Origin of the sequence: Arthrobacter sp. PvP023 (genome assembly GCF_017832975.1) — a bacterium.
Lineage (GTDB): Bacteria > Actinomycetota > Actinomycetes > Actinomycetales > Micrococcaceae > Arthrobacter.
In genome coordinates this window covers 2,069,924-2,086,612 of sequence record NZ_JAFIBI010000001.1, presented here as the reverse complement: position 1 = coordinate 2,086,612, position 16,689 = coordinate 2,069,924, and the positions used below count along the sequence as shown (strand labels likewise).

General features: G+C 64.9%; 16 protein-coding genes. 8 read left to right on the top strand and 8 right to left on the bottom strand.

Features of this window, described 5'->3' with window-relative positions; all coding sequences use genetic code 11:
- Positions 1–118 precede the first annotated feature (118 nt).
- Positions 119–583, top strand: a complete 465-nt coding sequence (locus JOE31_RS09570) for a Fur family transcriptional regulator (RefSeq protein ID WP_209743634.1) — start codon at positions 119–121, stop codon at positions 581–583.
- On the opposite strand, the gene JOE31_RS09565 is transcribed toward JOE31_RS09570, so the two are convergent.
- The 6 genes from JOE31_RS09565 to JOE31_RS09540 form a co-directional block, all read right to left on the bottom strand.
- Positions 580–1,467: a metal ABC transporter permease gene (locus JOE31_RS09565; protein WP_209743632.1), complete on the bottom strand. Its 888-nt coding sequence runs from the start codon at positions 1,465–1,467 to the stop codon at positions 580–582. The genes JOE31_RS09570 and JOE31_RS09565 overlap by 4 nt on opposite strands.
- Positions 1,468–2,304 (bottom strand): metal ABC transporter ATP-binding protein, encoded by an 837-nt coding sequence (locus JOE31_RS09560; protein ID WP_209743630.1) that lies wholly within the window; start codon positions 2,302–2,304, stop codon positions 1,468–1,470.
- A 119-nt stretch (positions 2,305–2,423) separates the two neighbouring features.
- Positions 2,424–3,389 carry a metal ABC transporter solute-binding protein, Zn/Mn family gene (locus JOE31_RS09555; RefSeq protein WP_209743628.1) on the bottom strand — a complete coding sequence of 322 codons (966 nt, stop codon included), beginning with the start codon at positions 3,387–3,389 and terminating at the stop codon, positions 2,424–2,426.
- A 134-nt stretch (positions 3,390–3,523) separates the two neighbouring features.
- A complete protein-coding gene (locus tag JOE31_RS09550; RefSeq protein WP_209743626.1) occupies positions 3,524–4,594 on the bottom strand; it encodes a hemolysin family protein in 1,071 nt (356 codons plus the stop codon).
- Positions 4,591–5,928 carry a hemolysin family protein gene (locus tag JOE31_RS09545; protein WP_209743624.1) on the bottom strand — a complete coding sequence of 446 codons (1,338 nt, stop codon included), beginning with the start codon at positions 5,926–5,928 and terminating at the stop codon, positions 4,591–4,593. The genes JOE31_RS09550 and JOE31_RS09545 overlap by 4 nt, the downstream gene beginning before the upstream one ends.
- Before the next feature lie 360 nt (positions 5,929–6,288).
- Positions 6,289–7,767 carry a GuaB1 family IMP dehydrogenase-related protein gene (locus JOE31_RS09540; protein WP_209743622.1) on the bottom strand — a complete coding sequence of 493 codons (1,479 nt, stop codon included), beginning with the start codon at positions 7,765–7,767 and terminating at the stop codon, positions 6,289–6,291.
- A gap of 310 nt (positions 7,768–8,077) precedes the next feature.
- Between JOE31_RS09540 and JOE31_RS09535 the strand changes: the two genes are divergently transcribed.
- The 7 genes from JOE31_RS09535 (at position 8,078) to JOE31_RS21920 (ending at position 15,337) form a co-directional block, all read left to right on the top strand.
- Complete coding sequence (locus JOE31_RS09535) at positions 8,078–11,920, top strand: multifunctional oxoglutarate decarboxylase/oxoglutarate dehydrogenase thiamine pyrophosphate-binding subunit/dihydrolipoyllysine-residue succinyltransferase subunit (RefSeq protein WP_209743620.1); 3,843 nt, start codon at positions 8,078–8,080, stop codon at positions 11,918–11,920.
- Between the two features lie 174 nt (positions 11,921–12,094).
- Positions 12,095–12,694, top strand: a complete 600-nt coding sequence (locus JOE31_RS09530) for a GDSL-type esterase/lipase family protein (RefSeq protein ID WP_209743618.1) — start codon at positions 12,095–12,097, stop codon at positions 12,692–12,694.
- Positions 12,695–12,758: 64 nt separating this feature from the next.
- Positions 12,759–13,295, top strand: a complete 537-nt coding sequence (locus JOE31_RS21510) for a serine hydrolase domain-containing protein (RefSeq protein ID WP_307864397.1) — start codon at positions 12,759–12,761, stop codon at positions 13,293–13,295.
- A gap of 128 nt (positions 13,296–13,423) precedes the next feature.
- Entirely contained in the window at positions 13,424–13,648 is a 225-nt protein-coding gene (locus JOE31_RS21505; RefSeq protein WP_307864396.1) for a serine hydrolase, read from the top strand.
- 80 nt (positions 13,649–13,728) lie between these two features.
- A complete protein-coding gene (locus tag JOE31_RS09520) occupies positions 13,729–14,556 on the top strand; it encodes a DUF4097 family beta strand repeat-containing protein (protein WP_209743616.1) in 828 nt (275 codons plus the stop codon).
- A complete protein-coding gene (locus JOE31_RS09515; RefSeq protein WP_209743614.1) occupies positions 14,557–15,180 on the top strand; it encodes a PadR family transcriptional regulator in 624 nt (207 codons plus the stop codon). It abuts the gene before it with no gap.
- Between the two features lie 82 nt (positions 15,181–15,262).
- Complete coding sequence (locus tag JOE31_RS21920) at positions 15,263–15,337, top strand: 50S ribosomal protein bL37 (protein ID WP_369299106.1); 75 nt, start codon at positions 15,263–15,265, stop codon at positions 15,335–15,337.
- A gap of 122 nt (positions 15,338–15,459) precedes the next feature.
- Here JOE31_RS21920 and rsrA read toward each other — a convergent pair whose 3' ends face one another.
- Complete coding sequence (gene rsrA / locus JOE31_RS09510; protein WP_011692491.1) at positions 15,460–15,720, bottom strand: mycothiol system anti-sigma-R factor; 261 nt, start codon at positions 15,718–15,720, stop codon at positions 15,460–15,462.
- On the bottom strand, positions 15,717–16,499 hold the full coding sequence (locus tag JOE31_RS09505; protein WP_245199099.1) for a sigma-70 family RNA polymerase sigma factor: 783 nt from the start codon (positions 16,497–16,499) through the stop codon (positions 15,717–15,719). The genes rsrA and JOE31_RS09505 overlap by 4 nt, the downstream gene beginning before the upstream one ends.
- Positions 16,500–16,689 lie beyond the last annotated feature (190 nt).

The following is a 16,689-nucleotide window of genomic DNA, read 5'->3' as shown; positions in this document are numbered from 1 at the left end:
AGCCAGCCTAGGGTGGGCCGCGCGGCAGTGTCCACGAACCCGTCCACGAACCCGTCCTTGAACTCCCGGCTGGTAATCTTGGACATTGCCAACACCCCTTAGGGAAGCGAGTCAATCCATGGCCCACGGCGCCAAAGCCGAAGGCACAAAGCTATCCGCACCGGTTTCCGCCGGCGGCCGGGAGCAGCGTGTCACCAAGCAGCGACTGGCGGTGAGCGCCGCCCTGGATGAGCTGGACGACTTCGTCAGCACCCAGGAGCTCTACCGGATGCTGCAGAACCAGGGCACCTCGGTGTCGCTGGCCACTGCCTACCGGATCCTTCAGTCGCTTGCCGACGACGGGCTCGTGGATGTCCTGCGCAACGGCGAGGGCGAGGCCGTCTACCGGAGGTGCGCCGTCACAGGCCACCACCATCACCTGCTGTGCCGCAACTGCGGCAAGGCCGTGGAAGTGGAAGCTCCCGCTGTGGAGACCTGGGCTGCGCGGACCGCCGCGGAGCACGGTTACACCGAAGTGGCCCACACCGTGGAGATTTTCGGGCTGTGCCCGGACTGCACGGCCCGCAAGGCCGCGGCGGGCTAAGAGGCGCCAGCCCCGGCCGGCAGGACGCGTCCGTTGAGGCCGCGCCCGGCCCGTATGCCGCCAATGATCCGGCACACAACGTAGATCAGGAATGACAGGGTGGTCACGTAGGGGCTGATGGGTATCCGGCCGCCGAGGGCCAGCATGATGCCGCCCACGGTGGCGGTCACCGCGAAGGCCACGCTGAGAATCACCACCAGCGGGGGCGATGAGGTTACGCGAAGCGCGGCAGCGGCCGGAGTGATCAGCAGGGCGAGCACCAGGAGTGCCCCCACCACCTGGATGGACAGCGCCACGCTGATTCCCAGCAGCACCATGAACCCGATGCCCAGCGTCCGGACGGGTACCCCGCGGGCTTCCGCCACTTCCGGGTCCACGCTGGCAAATGTGAGCGGACGCCAGATGGCCACCAGCGCGATCATCACTACCAGCGCCGCCGTGGCCAGTACCTGCAGTTGAACCGTATCCACGGACACGATCTGCCCCGTCAGGAGGCCGAACTTGTTGGAGGCCCGCCCCTCGTACAGCGAAAGAAAGAGGATGCCCAGGCCCAGGCCGAACGGCATGATCACGCCAATGATGGAGTTTTTGTCCCGGGCACGGACTCCCATTACGCCCAGGAGCAGCGCCGCGAGCACCGAACCGACGAGGGATCCGAACACGACGTTGGCTCCGATCAGCAGCGCGAAGGCTGCACCTGCAAAGGAAAGCTCGGAGATTCCGTGGACCGCGAAGGCGAGGTCCCGCTTCATCACAAACGTACCCATGAGCCCGCCCAGCAGGCCAAGCAGCGCTCCTGCCCAGATGGAGTTCTGGACCAGGGCCAGGAGCTCGCCGTAGTTGTCAAAATTGAAGATGGAACGCAGGATGCCGTCGAAATCCATCTAGCCCACCTCCCCTGCCACTGAATGTGCGTCCTCGTGGTGGTGGGTGACACCCTCCGGCAGCCCCACGACGATCATCCGGCCGTTGGCCCGGATTACCTCAACCCGGCTGCCGTAAAGCCCGGAGAGCACCTCGGTTGTCATCACCTCTGCGGGCTTGCCCACCCGGAACCGTCCGCCGGCAAGGTAGAGGACGCGGTCCACATAGTCGATGATCGGATTGATCTCGTGCGTGACAAATACGACGGCGCTGTCCTTGCTGCGGCATTGCTCGTTGATCAGTGCGCTGACGGCCTGCTGGTGCTGAAGGTCCAGGGACAGCAGCGGTTCGTCGCACAGCAGGACCCGCGGATCCGAGGCCAGCGACTGGGCGACCCTTAGCCTCTGCTGTTCGCCGCCCGACAGCTGGCCCACCGGGACCTTGGCATAGTCTGCCGCTCCCACGAGGTCCAGCAGCTCGTCGATCCTGCGGTTGGCCTTGGCGGCGCCCAGCCGGAGTCCCCAGCGGTGGCCGTCCACGCCAAGTCCCACGAGGTCCCGGGCACGCAGTGGCGTATCCGGTGCGAAGGATTTCTGCTGCGGAATATAGCCGATCAGCTTACTGCCCCGCTCCACCGGGCGGCCGCCCAGTGTTGCGGTCCCGGAATGGAGGTCCTGCAGGCCCAGCAGGACTTTCAGGAACGTGGTTTTGCCGCTGCCGTTCGGGCCGAGGACCGCAAAGAACTCGCCGGGGTTGATGTCGAGGTCCAGGTCCTCCCACAATGTCCGTTTCCCGAACTTCAGGGTGGCTCCGCGGAGGCTCACTACCGGTTTCAACGTTCTTAATCCTCGATTCATACGGGGCGAAGCGCCCCCACCATCTTAGGACGGGCCGGCCGGGGATGGTTCAACCCGTGCGGTCCGTTGCCGGGGGAGGTGATTTCCCCCGGCGGGACGGCGGGGCCGCGGGGCGACGGCTACTTTTTCAGGGCCTGCGCGATGCTGTCCACGTTACTGCTCATCCACTGCACGTACGTCGTCCCTTCCGGAAGGGTTTCGCTGAAGTCAAGCACGGGGACGCCGGCGGCCTCGGCGGCCTTCCTGAGGGCCTGCGTCTGCGGACCTTCCGTCTGCGTGTTGTACGCCAGGAACTTGATGTCCTTTGATCCTGCCAGCTCCGTGGCTTCCTTGAGGGCAGCGGGCGGCACATCGGCATCTTCCTCGATGGCGGCCGTGTAGTCGGCGGGAGTTTTGTTCACCAGGCCGGCGGCCTCGATCAGGTACAGCGGCACCGGTTCGGTCACCGCAACGGGAGCCTGGGCTGCCGTGGCGGCCAGACCGGCCACCGTTGCGTTCAGCCCGGCGATCTCCTTTTTGAAGGCGGCGGCATTGGCCTGGAAGGTCGTCGCGGACGCCGGCTCCAACGCTGCAAGCTTGGCTTCGACGGCGTCGGCCAGCTTGGTCATGGCATCGAAGCTGTACCAGACGTGCTCATTGAAGGCTCCGTGATCGTGGGCATGCCCGTGGTCGTCGGCCCCGGCCGTGGACCCGGACGCCGGCTCTTCTTCGGGGGCAAGCCCGGAGACTTCGACTGCGCTGATGATGTTGTCGTGGCCCACGTTGCTGTCGTCGGCCAGCTTGTGGATGAAGTCGTCATAGCCGCCGCCGTTTTCAACCACCAGCCGGGCCTTCGAGACCGCAAGCTTGTCCTGCGTGGTGGCCTCATAGGAATGCGGATCCTGGCTGACCTTGCTGATGAGTGCTTTGACGTTCACTTTGTCGCCGCCGATTTCCCGGACGATGTCCCCGTAAACGTTCGTGGAAGTGACAACTTCAATGGTGCCGGACGCCGCAGGCTGGCCGCCCGTCGTCGTACTGCAGGCTGACAGCACCAGGCTCAGGCCGGCAAGGGCGGTGACGGAGAAGACTGCGGAACGGCGCACGGAAGGACCTCGGATCTGGTTGTCTGGACTTGCTACATGAGAATCAGGAGCATTAGCAACAAGACGAGTGTAGCCCTAAATAGGAATCATTCCTATTTAGGGCTACCGCGTCCGGTTGCGCCCTCCGCTGACTCCTAGTCGCCGTTCCGCTGGCCAAGCCGGCGGATTCCCTTCGCCTGGGTGGCATCACGGATCTCACCCACGAGCTGTTCGATAACGTCTTCCAGGAACAGCACACCCCTGGTCTTACCGTCCGGTCCGATGACGCGCGCCAGGTGCGAGCCGGTGCGTTGCATCACGGACATCGCCTTCTCGATCTCGTCATCCATGGACAGGTTCGCCAGGGACCTGATCCGGCTTTCGGCAATCGGATGCTCATATCCGGCTTCCGGGATGGACAGCACATCCTTGATGTGAAGGTAGCCCGAAAGCATGCCGTCCTCGTCCATCATCGGGAACCGGGAGAACCCCGTACGGCTGACGGCTTTTTCGAACTCAACCGGCGTGGTGGGCGACTGCATCATGACCAGCTTGTCCAGCGGAACCATGACCCGGGACGCCGTGTGCTCGGAGAATTCCAGTGCGCCGGTGATGAGGCCGGCGTCGTCATCCACGAGTCCGTGCCGGGTGGACTCCTGCACGATGGACTGGACCTCCTCCAAGGTGAACGAGGAGTTGACCTCGTCCTTGGGCTCGATCCGCAGCAGGCGCAGGATGTGGTTGGCAGACCAGTTGAGGGCCACGATCACCGGGTTCACGAGGCGTGCGATGAACATCAGCGGCGGCGCCAGCAGCAGTGCCGCCTTGTCCGCGACAGATACCGAAATGTTCTTGGGCACCATCTCGCCGAACGTCACGTGCAGGAAGGTCACCGCGAGGAGTGCCACGGCGAAGGCCACGACGTCCGCGAGTTCCGTCGGCACACCCACGGCTTCCAGCGGCACGGCCATCAGGTGGTGGATGGCCGGCTCAGCCACCTGCAGGATCAGCAGGGAGCAGACCGTGATGCCCAGCTGGGCGCACGCGAGCATGAGGGACACGCTTTCCATGGCCCGCAACGTGGTCTGAGCCCGCAGGGACCCCGCTTCAGCCAGCGGCTCGATCTGGCTCCGCCGGGCGGACATCACTGCGAACTCCGCGGCCACGAAGAACGCGTTCCCGATCAGCAGGAGCACCAGCCAGACAATTCCTACCCAGTCGCTCATGCCGTGCCTCCCTGGCCGGCCGCGTGTTCTTCGCCGAGGACGGGAACAGGCTTGAAGCAGATCCGGTCGATCCGGCGCCCGTCCATCCGGGTCACACTCAGGGTGCCCCCGCCGACGTCCACGGTGTCCCCGACTGCGGCGATCCGGCCGAGCTGGCTCATGACATAGCCGCCCACGGTTTCATAGGCGGACTCATCAGGAACCGTCAATCCGGGGATCTGTTCGGACAGTTCGTCCGGACGCAGCAGGCCGGGGAAGTACCAGTCCCCCGAGGCGCTCTGGAGCAGTCCCGGCCGCACCTTGTCATGTTCATCGGCGACTTCCCCGACGATTTCCTCCACGAGGTCCTCAAGCGTGGCGATGCCGGCCGTGCCGCCGTATTCATCCAGCACCACGGCCAGCTGCATGTTTCCTTCGCGCAGTTCTGCCAGCAGTGCATCCAGGTGGATGGTCTCGGGAACCCTCAGGACGTCCGTCATGATGGCTCCGGCCTCAAGGTTGGCGCGCCGGTCCGAAGGGACGGCGATCGCCTTTTTCACGTGCACCAGGCCCCGGATGTCGTCGGCGGACTCACCGATGACCGGGAAGCGTGAATAGCCTGTCCGCCGGGCGGCGTCGATGATGTCCGACACGGGCTGCGCGGCGCCGATGGTTTCCAGCCGGATCCTGGGCGTCATGACGTCGGCGGCGGTCCGGCCGGAGAACTTCAGCGTCCGGGCAATGAAGTTTGCTGTTCCGGGGTCAAGCGTTCCCATGGCGGCGGAACGGCGCACCAGGGATGCCAGTTCGGCCGGTGTCCGGGCACCGGAGATCTCCTCCTTGGCTTCGAGTCCAAAGACATTCAGCACCTTGTTGGAGAAGCCGTTCAACACAATGATCGCCGGCTTGAAGACGGCGGTGAACACCAGCTGCGGCCGGGCGACGGCCTTGCCGATCGGCAAGGACAGCGCAATGGCCATGTTCTTGGGCACGAGCTCGCCGATCAGCATGGACAGCAGGGTGGCAATGGTCATGGCCATCACGAGGGAGACCGAAGCAGCTGCCGCTTCCGGAACGCCGGCCACGGTCAGCGGCCCTTCCAGCAGCTTGCCTACGGACGGCTCAATGACATAGCCGGTCAGCAGGGTGGTCAGCGTGATTCCGAGCTGGCAGCTGGACAGCTGGGTGGACAGCGATTTCAGGCACTTGAGCAGCGGTACGGCCGCGGCGTCGCCGCTGTCTACGGCCCGCTGGACAGTGGCCTGGTCAAGGGCAACGAGTGAGAACTCCACGGCGACGAAGAAGCCCGTACCGAGGATGAGCAGGATGCCTGCTCCCAGGAGAAGCCATTCCATCAGCGGCTTGCCTCCGGCCGTCCCGGGAACGGTATCCGCTTCCGGGAGCCGGCAGGCGCCGGGTACGGAGCTACCCGGGGGAAGACGGTGTTGCCGCGAAGGCGGGCCGGCGGAGGATGGTCGGCCGGTGCCGACCCTGTTTCCTGGAAGGCTGCGGCACGGACTGCTGCAGAGTGATGGGCGCGTGAACGGGGTTTGCCGGCTCTGTGGGTGGGCTGCGGGGAGCTGGTGTTCATGCTCCGCTGACAGCGCCCAGGCCGGCACCTAGATTTACTGTCCATAAGAATTTCAGTCTACAGGAGCAGCCACAGCGCACAGGAGCGGTTCTGCAGGGACTAACCGCTCCCCTGCGCGCATCCGTCACCAGCTCTGCGGAACGGGACGGCCCTCCTCGTAGCCGGCAGCCGACTGGATTCCCGCCACGGCGCGCTCGCGGAAACCGGCGAGGTCCGCGGCGCCGGCGTAGCTCATCGAACTGCGCAGCCCTGCAGTAATCGTGTCCACGAGATCCTCCACCCCCGGACGGGCGGGGTCCAGGTACATGCGTGACGTGGAGATGCCTTCTTCGAAGAGTGCCTTGCGGTCTTTTTCGAAAGCGCCCTCCCGCTGGTTCCGGTTCTGCACGGCCCTGGCCGATGCCATGCCGAAACTCTCCTTATAAAGGCGTCCGTTCGCGTCCGTCTGCAGGTCCCCCGGGCTTTCATGGGTCCCCGCGAACCACGAACCGATCATCACCTGGCTGGCACCGGCCGCCAGTGCCAGGGCCACATCCCGCGGATACCGTACGCCGCCGTCGGCCCAGATCCGCCCGCCGGCGTCGCGCGCAGCAGCCGCGCACTCCAGCACGGCGGACAGCTGGGGGCGGCCCACCGCCGTCATCATGCGCGTGGTGCACATGGCCCCCGGTCCGACGCCCACCTTGACGATGTCCGCCCCGGCGTCGATCAGCTCCCGGGTGGCATCCCCCGTGACGACGTTGCCGGCCACAATCGGAACGGCGGGGTCAAGGCTCCGGACGGCCGCCAAGGCGTCGAACATCTTCTGCTGGTGCCCGTGCGCGGTATCGATCACCAGGACATCGACGCCGGCGGCGAGCAGTTCCGCTGCCCGGCCGGCCACGTCGCCGTTAATTCCGACGGCGGCAGCCACCTTGAGCTTCCCCGCCGCGTCCAGCAGCGGACGATAGATGGTGGACCGCAGGGCACCCTTGCGGGTGAGGACTCCCGCGAGGGAGCCGCCGAGCTGGACGGGCGCAAAGTCCGTCCCCGCGGCGTCCATGGCCTCGAAGGCATTTCGCAGCGAAGCGTCACGGCCGCCCGCGGCCGCGTCCCCCGCGACCGGCCCGGCGCCGAAGGCGGAGGCATCCAGCACCAGAGCCTGGCGCATGACCGACGCCAGCGAGGCAAAGCGGTCCTGCCCCTCGCAGTCCGCGGCGCGGACCACGCCGGCAACATTCCCGGCGTCGTCCATGACAGCCACTGCTCCATGGGGCCGTTTGCCCATCAGGTGGAGGGCGTCGATGACGGTTTCCGAGGCCAGCAGGCTCACCGGTGTTTCGAAGACGGTATGGCGCGACTTGATCCAGGCAGTGACGTCGCGGAGTACATCGAGCGGAACATCCTGCGGAAGGACGGCCAGTCCCCCGCGGCGCGCCATGGTCTCGGCCATGCGCTTTCCGGTCACGGCCGTCATGTTCGCCACCACCAGCGGAATGGAGGCGCCGGTGCCATCGTCCGCCGCCAGGTCAACATCCAGCCGCGATGTGACGTCGGAACGCGAGGGCACCAGGAAGGCGTCCGAGTAGGTCAGGTCGGTGGACGGTTCACTCAAAAAACGCACGGCTGCTCCTCGTCGAAAATGGTGTTCCCAGTGCGAGTCTAGGCGAGAGCGCGGTCCCCCGCGGGACGGCGCCGGGAGCAGCGCCAAGGACGTCTCCCAAGGCGGCTCCGGGGGCAGCTCCGGGGGCCGATTTGCCCAATAGTTTCGCCGCTACATGATTTGGGTCACCCTTATTGGCAGTTAACCGAGGATCGTCACTAGACTGGCAAAGGTCTGGGTTCACAGGACGCAGAGAACTGGTTCGATTGTTGTGCTGAGGCACCGAAGGCGACCAGAGGGAAATCAAACTCATGGAAGAGGCGTATTTCAAGTGCCAGAGCAGCCTAGCCACCGTCTACCAGAGGAATTTGGCGGAAACGAGTGGCTCGTTGACGAACTGTACGAGCGTTACCAGCAGGACAAGAACACGGTAGATGCCAAGTGGTGGCCCCTGTTCGAATCCTTCGACGCCGGTGACAGCTCGTCTTCCAACGGGACCTCGGGTGCACCGGCTCCCGCAGACCCCGCAACCCGCGAACTTCCAGTTGTAGCTCCCGCTCCGGCCGCACCGGCACCGTCGCCGGCAGCACCGGCGAAACCCGCAGCGGCTGCAGCTGCACAGCCGGCTTCCCCCCAGACCGCTTCCGCCCAGCCGCAGGCAGCTCCGGCTGCAGCACCGGCGAAGAAAGCACCTGCAACTGTAGCCCGCGACGGCGCAAAGAAGCCCGAATCCGCAGGCACGCCGCCCATCCCGGCCCAGCTGCCCAAGAACATCAAGGCCCCCACCGCTCCGGAAGAGGACGTCGTCTCCGTCCTCCGCGGACCGGCGAAGGCCATCGCTTCCAACATGGTCACCAGCCTGGAAGTTCCCACGGCAACCAGCGTCCGCGCCATCCCGGCCAAGCTGCTGATCGACAACCGCGTGGTCATCAACTCCAACCTGGCCCGCGCCCGCGGCGGCAAGGTTTCCTTCACGCACCTGATCGGCTATGCCGTCATCCGCGCCCTGTCCCAGTTCCCCTCCATGAACGTCTACTACGACGAAGTGGACGGCAAGCCCGTTGCGGTCCAGCCCGCACACGTGAACTTCGGCATCGCCATCGACATGCCCAAACCGGACGGCACCCGCCTGCTGATGGTGCCGAACATCAAGAAGGCGGAGACCCTCAACTTCTCCGAGTTCTGGCACACCTACGAGGACCTGATCAAGCGCGCCCGCAACGGCAAGCTGACCGCCGATGACCACTCCGGCACCACGGTTTCCCTCACCAACCCGGGCGGCATCGGCACCGTACACTCCGTGCCCCGCCTCTCCAAGGGCCAAGCCGCCATCATCGGCGTCGGCGCGCTGGATTACCCGGCCGAGTTCCAGGGCGCCAGCGAGAAAATCATCGCGCAGAACGCCATCAGCAAGGTCCTCACGCTGACGTCCACGTACGACCACCGCGTCATCCAGGGCGCCGGCAGCGGCGAGTTCCTGAAGCTCGTGCACCAGCTACTGCTGGGTGCCCAGAACTTCTATGACGAAATCTTCGAGGCCCTGCGCATCCCCTACGAGCCCGTGCGCTGGAGCCCCGACCTGCAGGTCGACCCGGCCGACCAGATCAACAAGGTCGCCCGGATCCAGCAGCTGATCCACTCCTACCGCGTCCGCGGCCACCTCATGGCGGACACGGATCCGCTGGAGTACGTCCAGCGGAAGCACCCGGACCTCGATGTCCTCACCTACGGCCTGACCCTGTGGGACCTTGACCGCGAGTGGCCCACCGGCGGCTTCGGCGGCAAGCCCATGCTTGCGTTCCGCGACATCCTCGGCGTGCTCCGTGACGCTTATTGCCGCACCACCGGCATCGAATACATGCACATCCAGGACCCGGCCGAGCGCAAGTGGTTCCAGGACCAGCTGGAGCACGAGTACTCCAAGCCGAGCCGCGAAGAGCAGCTGCGCATTGTGTCCAAGCTCAATGCCGCGGAAGCCTTCGAAACCTTCCTGCAGACCAAGTTCGTGGGACAGAAGCGGTTCTCGCTGGAGGGCGGCGAATCGCTGATCCCGTTGTTGGACGCCATCATCTCCGATGCAGCCGACGACGATCTCGACGAAGTGGCCATCGGCATGGCCCACCGCGGCCGCCTGAACGTGCTCACCAACATCGCCGGCAAGACCTACGCACAGGTCTTCCGCGAATTCGAGGGCACCCAGGACCCGCGCTCCGTACAGGGCTCCGGTGACGTCAAGTACCACCTCGGCACCGAGGGTACCTTCACCTCGGACAGCGGCAAGGAGACCAAGGTCTACCTGGCCGCCAACCCCTCGCACCTCGAGGCCGTGGACTCGGTCCTTGAAGGAATTGTCCGCGCCAAGCAGGACCGTCTGGACCAGGGCGAGGCCTTCCCCGTGCTGCCCATCATGGTGCACGGCGACGCGGCCTTCGCGGGCCAGGGCGTGGTGGCGGAAACGCTCAACCTCTCCCAGCTGCGCGGTTACCGCACCGGCGGTACCATCCACGTGGTGGTCAACAACCAGGTTGGCTTCACCACTGCTCCGTCCTCGTCGCGTTCCTCCACCTACTCCACGGACGTCGCCAAGATGATCCAGGCTCCGGTGTTCCACGTGAACGGTGACGACCCGGAGGCCGTGGTCCGCATCGGCCAGCTCGCTTACGAGTTCCGCCAGCGCTTCCACAAGGACGTTGTCATCGACATGGTCTGCTACCGGCGCCGCGGGCACAACGAGGGCGATGATCCCTCGATGACCCAGCCGCTGATGTACAACCTGATCGAAGCCAAGCGCTCGGTCCGCAAGCTGTACACCGAGTCCCTGATCGGCCGCGGGGACATCACCGAGGAAGAAGCCGAGCAGCTGCTCCGCGACTACCAGGAACGGCTGGAGCGGGTCTTCGCCGAGACCCATGCAGCCCAGACCTCACCGATCCCGATCATCACGGCGGATTCCGCCGCAGTGTCCGACATCGAGCGGCCCAGCGCCCAGCAGTCCGATTTCGGCATCAACGCTCCGGCGTCCACCGCGATCTCCGCGGAGACCCTGGCGCGTATCGGCAAGGCCCACATCGAGATCCCCGAAGGCTTCACGGTCCACGCCAAGCTCAAGCAGCTGCTGGAGAAGCGCGAACAGATGTCCCGCGAAGGCGGCATCGACTGGGGCTTCGGCGAGATCGCAGCCTTTGGCTCGCTGATCATGGAAGGCGTTCCGGTCCGGCTCGCCGGCCAGGATTCCCGCCGCGGAACCTTCGTGCAACGCCACGCAGTGTTCCACGACCGCGCCAACGGCAATGAATGGCTGCCCCTGGGCAACCTCTCCGATGACCAGGCCAAACTGTGGATCTACGACTCCCTGCTGTCCGAATACGCTGCGATGGGCTTCGAATACGGCTACTCCGTGGAGCGCCCCGATGCCCTGGTGCTGTGGGAAGCGCAGTTCGGTGACTTCGTCAATGGCGCGCAGACCATCATCGATGAGTTCATCTCCTCGGCCGAGCAAAAGTGGGGCCAGCGTTCCTCGCTGGTGCTCATGCTGCCCCACGGCTATGAAGGCCAGGGCCCGGACCACTCGTCCGCACGGATCGAGCGCTTCCTGCAGCTGTGTGCCGAAGAGAACATGATCGTGGCCAACCCCACGACGTCGGCTTCGCACTTCCACCTGCTGCGCCGCCAGGCGTACAGCCGGCCGCGCAAGCCGCTCATCATCTTCACGCCCAAGCAGCTGCTCCGCCTGAAGGCTGCGGCCTCTTCGGTGGAGGACTTCACCACCGGCGCGTTCAAGCCCGTCATCGGCGAGCACGAACAGCTGCAGGCAGACGCCGTCGAGCGTGTGCTGCTGGTGTCCGGCCGCCTGTACTACGATCTCCTGTCCACGCGGCAGAAGACCGGCGACAAGACGACGGCGATCGTCCGCGTCGAGCAGCTCTACCCGCTGCCCGCCGCTGAAATCGCTGCCGAGCTCGCCAAGTACCCCAACGCCGAAGTGGTGTGGGCACAGGACGAACCGGCCAACCAGGGCCCGTGGCCGTTCATGGGCCTGAACCTGCCCGAGGCACTGGACCGCCGGGTGAAGCTGGTTTCCCGTCCGGCTTCGGCGTCCACGGCAGCCGGTTCCATGAAGCGGCACGCTGCGGAGCAGGATACCCTCCTCAAGCAGGCGTTTGCTCGGAAGTAGCTTGAACGCTGCCCGGTCGGAACTCGAAATACACGACTCCGGCCGGGCAGCGCTGCTTAATGGAAGCGGCAGCGCTGCTGAGCGGACGCTGCCGCCGCCAGCTGCCGGAGTTGGCCAGGAACCCGTTTCCATGGAACGCTGAAATTTGTTGCACATTGAGGTTAAGAGGTAGTCGTGGAAGACAGGAAGCTGCGGATTGCGGCTGTTGGGGATGAGCTGTTGGCCGGCCTGGGTGACCCCCGGGCGCTTGGCTGGCTGGGCCGTGTGCTGGCCCGCACCCCGCAGGACGGCATCACCCTTGAGTGCTACGCCCTCCCCTGCCCGCAGGAAGGCACCGAAGGCCTGGCCGCCCGCTGGCTGGATGAGGCCGGGCGCCGTTTTGGCAACAATCACGAAAACCGCCTGGTGATCGGACTGAGCGGACGGGACGTCGAATTCGGCCTGTCCACAGCCCGCAGCCGCCTGAACCTTGCCAACATCCTGGACTCCGCTTCCCAGAACAAAATCGAGGTCTTTGTGGTGGGTCCGCCGCCGTCGCTGGACCCCTCGCAGAACCGCCGCCTTGGGGAACTGAATACGGCCTTCGCGGATGTCACCACGCGGCGCAAGCACCTGTATGTGGATACCTTCTCCCCGTTGCTCAACCACGAACAGTGGCGCCAGGACCTGGCCGCCAACGGCGGAACGCCGGGACAGGCCGGCTACGGGCTGATGGCGTGGCTTGTGCTGCACCGCGGCTGGTTCCAATGGCTCGGCATGGCCGTCCCGGAGTAATACCGGAGCTACTGCACGTGCTGCGGAGTGCTTGACACCCAAGCGCCGCCCGTGAACCTATGGCGTGCGAAGCGTGGGCGGCGACGATCCCGTAACACCGTCGGACCATGTCCGGATCGGCTCCATCACGAAGACCTGGACCACCACCGTCATTCTCCAGTTGGTCCAGGAAGGGAAGATCAAGCTCAACGACCCGGTGGCCTACTGTCCGGATGTGCCGGGCGCCGCAAACATCACGATCGAACAGTTGCTGACTATGCGCAGCGGACTCTACAACTACACCGAGGACCTTGAAGTCAACAAGGTCCTGGATTCCGATCCCGGCAAGGTGTGGACCACGGATGAACTGCTCGCCGCGGCATTCCGCCATCCGCCATACTTCGCTCCCGGCGGGGGTTTCCACTATTCCAACACCAACACGGTGCTGCTCGGCCTGATCGCGGAAGTCCTGGACGGCAAACCGATTGCCGCCTCGTTCCGCGACAGGCTGTTCACCCCCCCTCGGACTCACCGCATCCGTGTTTCCGGAACAGGCGTCCAACGCAATTCCGGCACCGCATCCGCAGGGGTACATGTACGGGAACAAAGTGCTGACCCTTGATGATCCGGCCCTCCCCGGGGACATGCAGAAGGCTGCAGCCGATGGCACCCTGAAGCCCGAAGACCAGACATCCATGAAAACCTCGTGGGCCCGAGCTGCAGAAGCTGCGGCTGGAAAGCCCCCGGCCGGTGAAGGCTGACGACCCGGGCGGCGCACTCTATGGGCTGGGGATCGCGAAGTTCGGCCAGCTGTTCGGGCACACCGGTGAACTGCCCGGTTTCAACAGTTTCGCGGGCCACGATCCGGCGAACAACGTCACCCTCGTTGTCTGGACCAACCTGGCCCCGGCGCCGGACGGCCGGGACCCCGCCACCACCATTGCCCGCGCCCTCATCGGAAAGATCTACCGGTAGGCGCATTCGTCTATTGCTTTTGCCCAAGACGCGATATATCGTCTAACCATATTCACGATATATCGCAACTTGGAGGAACTGTGGACGAGAAAACCTGGACCGTCACCGGTCCGCAGACCATCGACGTCGACGGAGTGAGGTCACTCAAGCTCGGAATCATCCGTGGACGGTTCGACGTGGTGACCCACGCCGAGGACGTCACGCGGATCGAAGTGTCCGACATCCACGGGGACCCGCTGGCCGTCTCCCTGACGAACGGGAGGCTTGAGGTGCGCCACCAGCTGCACGGCGCGCAGGGCTGGTTCAAGAACCTCATGGGCACCGTCAACAACAACAGCACCAACTCCGTGGTCATCAGCATCGCACTACCGGCCGGAGTGGAAGTGGAAGCGGGCACTGTCAGCGGCGATGGCCTGGTCTCGGGCATCAGCGGCCACACGAAGCTGAATACCGTCTCCGGATCCGTCATGGCGGACAACACTGCCGGCGAACTCCATGTCAACACCGTCAGCGGCGAAGTCATCGCCCGGAACCACGACGGCGTCCTCACCGCCAAGAGCGTCTCCGGCGAAGTGACAGCGTCCGGCCGGTTCAGCAACATCCGCGCAAACACGGTCAGCGGCGACATGAGCTTTGACCTCCAGGGATTCACGCACGACTTCGGAGCCAACTCCGTCTCGGGCGACCTCACTATCCGGCTGCCGCACGACGTCGGCGTGGACATCGTGGCCAAATCCGCCAGCGGCGCCGTGGTCATCGACGACCAGAGGTACATCCAGCCCAGCGGCAAGATCCAGACCATCGCCGGCCCTGACGCGCAGCTCATGATCGTCCGGACCAACTCTGTCTCCGGAAAGACCTCGATCATCCACAGCAAGTCGCCCGCGGACGCCGAAACGGAGGCCTAGATGCCTCCCGTCTTCGCCCATGGAGCGCTTCGCCTCTATCTGCTCTCCCTTCTGGAGTCCGGCCCCAAGCACGGCTACGAACTCATCAAAGCGCTCAGTGAGCGCTTTGGCGGGACCTACTCCCCCAGCGCGGGCACCATCTATCCGCGGCTCGGCAAGCTGGAAGAAGAGGGGCTCGTGGCCACGGAGGCAGCGGGGCGCCGCACCAACTACCGCATCACCCCGGCCGGGCTGGTGGAGCTCAACCGGCGCAGGGATGAACTCGCCGGCGTCGAGAATGACATCTCCGATTCCGTACGCCGGCTGGCCGACAATCTCCGGGAGGACATCCGGGCCAACATGCGCGGGCTCCGGGCCGATCTTGCCGCCACCGCAGAAGCCGCCAGGTCGGCTGCCCGTTCCGCAGCCTTCCCCGACCGCGGAAGCCGGCATACTCCCGAAGGCGACCGGACGCTGAAGGAAGCGGAAATGCTAATCCAGGCATTCAGGGACGACCTCCGGGTTGAGCTTCGGGTCCAGGCCGCCGCAGCACCCATCAGCGGCGTCACACTCGAAACGATCCGGATGGTCCTCGACCAGGCCCGCATTTCCATCCGTAACTCCCTGAACGCCGACAGTCACTAAGCGGGCCTGGTTCGCGGGCCGTCGCGTGATGTGGGAGACTTGAGGGCAGCTCTTTTGAGTACCAAGATTAAGGAGGCCAGCTATGAGCAAGCGTGCACGTAAACGTCGTGACCGTAAGCGTGGCGGCGCGAACCACGGGAAGCGCCCCAACACCTAAGCTACGGTTTGGATTATGAGCTTAAAAGCGAAGGGCCCCGGAAACCACATGGTTTCCGGGGCCCTTCGTCGTGAATGCCGTGAGTGTCAGGATGCGACGCCGTCCGGCAACGTCATGGGAAGCTACGCTTCGACAGGGCGGATCGCGTGGATCCGGTCCAGGATGGCACTCTTCAGGTTTTCCGGGGCGGCTTCCGTACAGGACCGCTTGACCACCTTGCGAATGACGCATTCGAGGTCGTACTCCTCAAGGCACTCCGGGCAACCGTCCAGGTGATCCTTGATCTCGGCGATGTCGCTGTGTGTCAGCGCACCGTCCAGGTATTCGTAAATACGTTGCATCCGGGCGTCGTCGCAATCGCCCAGTCCCTGGCAGTCGCTCATTTCCTGTTCTCCTGTTTTGTGCTATCGGCCGCTGCGCCGGTTTCGGTTGCGGCTTTGAAACCCCGCTCTGCGGCGTAGTCCCCGAGCATGTCGCGCAGCATTTTGCGGCCGCGGTGGAGCCGGGACATCACAGTGCCGATGGGGGTGTTCATGATGTCTGAGATTTCCTTGTAGGCAAAGCCCTCCACGTCAGCGAAGTACACCGCCAGGCGGAACTCTTCCGGAATCGCCTGCAGTGCCCGTTTGACATCGGAATCGGGAAGGTGGTCCAGTGCCTCCGCTTCGGCGGAGCGGAGCCCTGAAGAGGTGTGCGACTCCGCCCGGGCCAGCTGCCAGTCTTCAATGGTGTCCGAATTCGACTGCAGCGGCTCGCGCTGCCTCTTGCGGTAGAGATTGATGTACGTGTTGGTGAGGATCCGGTAGAGCCACGCCTTGAGGTTGGTTCCGGGCTTGTACTGATGGAACGCGGAGAAAGCCTTTGTGTAAGCCTCCTGCACCAGATCCTCAGCGTCGGCAGGATTCCGTGCCATCCTCATGGCAGCCGAATACAGCTGGTCGACGTACTGCATGGCGTCGCGTTCGAACCGCAGCCTGCGCTGCTCGGAGGTTTCGGAGACAACGTCCACCTCAGCTTCCGGCTCCGCAGCTTCCAGCGCCGCGGCGGGGCGTACCCCGCCGTCCTTGCTGCCCCCGGCGTCCGCCGGACGCTCGCTGATGGTCTTGGCGTCGTTTCCGGCAGCCTCATATATGGCCGCAACGGCCGGATCAATGGTGCTCATTGCCTTCAAGTCTACTGTGACGCGTCGCGAAGCTCCCGGCGGTCGTCCGCCGGCCTCATCCCCGCGCCCGGAAAACTCCAGTGGCGCAAGGAGTTCCACGCTGTCCCTAACCAATGTCAAAGCTCCATCTCCGCTCAGTGTCCTTGCAACCGGCCCTGTGTTGCTGTGTCGGCGTCCACGGCGCGGGCGC

What these genes read in the sequence shown, in the direction of transcription:
- JOE31_RS09505 (WP_245199099.1), bottom strand. Translation starts at nt 16,499, where the DNA reads ATGAGCACCATTGATCCGGCCGTTGCGGCCATATATGAGGCTGCCGGA.
- JOE31_RS09550 (WP_209743626.1), bottom strand. Translation starts at nt 4,594, where the DNA reads ATGAGCGACTGGGTAGGAATTGTCTGGCTGGTGCTCCTGCTGATCGGG.
- JOE31_RS09560 (WP_209743630.1), bottom strand. Translation starts at nt 2,304, where the DNA reads ATGAATCGAGGATTAAGAACGTTGAAACCGGTAGTGAGCCTCCGCGGA.
- rsrA (WP_011692491.1), bottom strand. Translation starts at nt 15,720, where the DNA reads ATGAGCGACTGCCAGGGACTGGGCGATTGCGACGACGCCCGGATGCAA.
- JOE31_RS09515 (WP_209743614.1), top strand. Translation starts at nt 14,557, where the DNA reads ATGCCTCCCGTCTTCGCCCATGGAGCGCTTCGCCTCTATCTGCTCTCC.
- JOE31_RS09565 (WP_209743632.1), bottom strand. Translation starts at nt 1,467, where the DNA reads ATGGATTTCGACGGCATCCTGCGTTCCATCTTCAATTTTGACAACTAC.
- JOE31_RS09570 (WP_209743634.1), top strand. Translation starts at nt 119, where the DNA reads ATGGCCCACGGCGCCAAAGCCGAAGGCACAAAGCTATCCGCACCGGTT.
- JOE31_RS09545 (WP_209743624.1), bottom strand. Translation starts at nt 5,928, where the DNA reads ATGGAATGGCTTCTCCTGGGAGCAGGCATCCTGCTCATCCTCGGTACG.